Genomic DNA, 2,978 nt, shown 5'->3' on the forward strand with positions numbered 1-2,978 from the left:
CCGTATGCGCTTCTTCACTTGACCATATAACCCCAAGCAATCTGGTTATACTGTGAAGAAGACATTCGCCGAAAATTCGCAATTACTCACAAATTTTACCTTAGCCTGATCCGTTACCAGTGAAAGTAACGTTCAGTCTATCTTTCTATCACATACCCAAATTTTTAAAGAACGATCTAATCAAAGACTAGAAATCAACATTCACCATCACAACGATGGAATGCTCATTTCTAAGCTTTCAAAACTTTCAGAAGCAGTAGTGGTGGAGCCAAACGGGATCGAACCGTTGACCTCCTGCGTGCAAGGCAGGCGCTCTCCCAGCTGAGCTATGGCCCCGTATTTCTACAGGCGTTTCCCACACAAAATTGGTGGGTCTGGGCAGATTCGAACTGCCGACCTCACCCTTATCAGGGGTGCGCTCTAACCAACTGAGCTACAGACCCAATTTCGGGCTGCTTCTTTATCGTCTTCTTCAATGAATCAAGCAATTCGTGTGGGAACTTATGGAGCAGCTGATGTCGTCGATTAAGGAGGTGATCCAGCCGCAGGTTCCCCTACGGCTACCTTGTTACGACTTCACCCCAGTCATGAATCACACCGTGGTAACCGTCCTCCCGAAGGTTAGACTAGCTACTTCTGGTGCAACCCACTCCCATGGTGTGACGGGCGGTGTGTACAAGGCCCGGGAACGTATTCACCGCGACATTCTGATTCGCGATTACTAGCGATTCCGACTTCACGCAGTCGAGTTGCAGACTGCGATCCGGACTACGATCGGTTTTCTGGGATTAGCTCCACCTCGCGGCTTGGCAACCCTCTGTACCGACCATTGTAGCACGTGTGTAGCCCAGGCCGTAAGGGCCATGATGACTTGACGTCATCCCCACCTTCCTCCGGTTTGTCACCGGCAGTCTCCTTAGAGTGCCCACCATTACGTGCTGGTAACTAAGGACAAGGGTTGCGCTCGTTACGGGACTTAACCCAACATCTCACGACACGAGCTGACGACAGCCATGCAGCACCTGTCTCAATGTTCCCGAAGGCACCAATCTATCTCTAGAAAGTTCATTGGATGTCAAGGCCTGGTAAGGTTCTTCGCGTTGCTTCGAATTAAACCACATGCTCCACCGCTTGTGCGGGCCCCCGTCAATTCATTTGAGTTTTAACCTTGCGGCCGTACTCCCCAGGCGGTCAACTTAATGCGTTAGCTGCGCCACTAAGAGCTCAAGGCTCCCAACGGCTAGTTGACATCGTTTACGGCGTGGACTACCAGGGTATCTAATCCTGTTTGCTCCCCACGCTTTCGCACCTCAGTGTCAGTATCAGTCCAGGTGGTCGCCTTCGCCACTGGTGTTCCTTCCTATATCTACGCATTTCACCGCTACACAGGAAATTCCACCACCCTCTACCATACTCTAGCTCGTCAGTTTTGAATGCAGTTCCCAGGTTGAGCCCGGGGATTTCACATCCAACTTAACGAACCACCTACGCGCGCTTTACGCCCAGTAATTCCGATTAACGCTTGCACCCTCTGTATTACCGCGGCTGCTGGCACAGAGTTAGCCGGTGCTTATTCTGTCGGTAACGTCAAAACAGCAAAGTATTAATTTACTGCCCTTCCTCCCAACTTAAAGTGCTTTACAATCCGAAGACCTTCTTCACACACGCGGCATGGCTGGATCAGGCTTTCGCCCATTGTCCAATATTCCCCACTGCTGCCTCCCGTAGGAGTCTGGACCGTGTCTCAGTTCCAGTGTGACTGATCATCCTCTCAGACCAGTTACGGATCGTCGCCTTGGTGAGCCATTACCCCACCAACTAGCTAATCCGACCTAGGCTCATCTGATAGCGCAAGGCCCGAAGGTCCCCTGCTTTCTCCCGTAGGACGTATGCGGTATTAGCGTCCGTTTCCGAACGTTATCCCCCACTACCAGGCAGATTCCTAGGCATTACTCACCCGTCCGCCGCTCTCAAGAGAAGCAAGCTTCTCTCTACCGCTCGACTTGCATGTGTTAGGCCTGCCGCCAGCGTTCAATCTGAGCCATGATCAAACTCTTCAGTTCAAACATCTTTGGGTTTTTAAGAAACCCTAAACTTGGCTCAGCAATCGTTGGTTACATCTTTGATTTCTCGCGGAGTAACTTGTGATGCTGATAATCTTGTTGACTATCAGTCTGACTCCACAAGCACCCACACGAATTGCTTGATTCAGTTGTTAAAGAGCGGTTGGTTAAGATCTTTCGTCTCAACCGAGGCGCGCATTCTACAGCAGCCTCATTTGCTGTCAAGTGATTATTTTCAGAAGTTTTCAAAGTTTCCTTTGTAACTTCAACCACTTGCGCTTCCGATCTCTCGTTAGCGGGAGGCGAATTCTACAGCGTTACACGCTGCTGTCAACACCTCTTTTTCTCCGCTTTCGACCGAGAAGATCGAACCGTTAATAGGGCTAAACAACACTGCCTTACTAACTCCTTCTGGACTTCGATGATCTGAAGCAGCTCGCTGTCGAAACCTGCATAACTCTTTGTTTACCAAGGAGTTTTCCGTTTCGACTGCGCCGGAAGTGGGGCGAATTATAGACTTCCAGAATTTGCCGTCAACCCTTAATTCAGGATTTCTATCAAATAAGCACTTCTGACTAAAATTCGACCAATTCTCTTCTATATAGAGAGCCTAAACAGCCATCTATATAGAAGAGGGCCTTCAGATGACTCCAGCCTCCCTTAGAGCCGACACACTCGCAGGCGTCAAACCCAGCACTTGCTGCAGCACCTGATAGGTATGCTCACCTAATAGCGGCGGCGCACTACGATACTCAACGGGCGTCTTGGACAAGCGCATAGGACTGGCCACCTGGGGCACCATCCCTGCCAACGCATGAGGCAACTGCATCGCCAACCCACGCGCCTTAACCTGAGGATCGGCAAACACCTGCGCCAAATCATTGATCGGCCCACAAGGCACGCCCACCCGCTCCA

1 protein-coding gene, 2 tRNA genes and 1 rRNA gene are annotated in these 2,978 nt (G+C 50.6%); all 4 read right to left on the bottom strand.

Features of this window, described 5'->3' with window-relative positions; genetic code table 11:
• Positions 1–260: 260 nt before the first annotated feature.
• A tRNA-Ala gene (locus ACZ5ID_RS36960) sits at positions 261–336 on the bottom strand.
• A gap of 30 nt (positions 337–366) precedes the next feature.
• Positions 367–443: transfer RNA gene (locus tag ACZ5ID_RS36965), tRNA-Ile, on the bottom strand.
• 83 nt (positions 444–526) lie between these two features.
• A 16S ribosomal RNA gene (locus tag ACZ5ID_RS36970) occupies positions 527–2,063 on the bottom strand.
• Between the two features lie 640 nt (positions 2,064–2,703).
• Positions 2,704–2,978 (bottom strand): CoA transferase (locus ACZ5ID_RS36975; protein WP_468907189.1); only part of this gene is annotated, 275 nt, incomplete at its 5' end.

Source organism: Streptomyces sp. NPDC031670 (assembly GCF_055580545.1).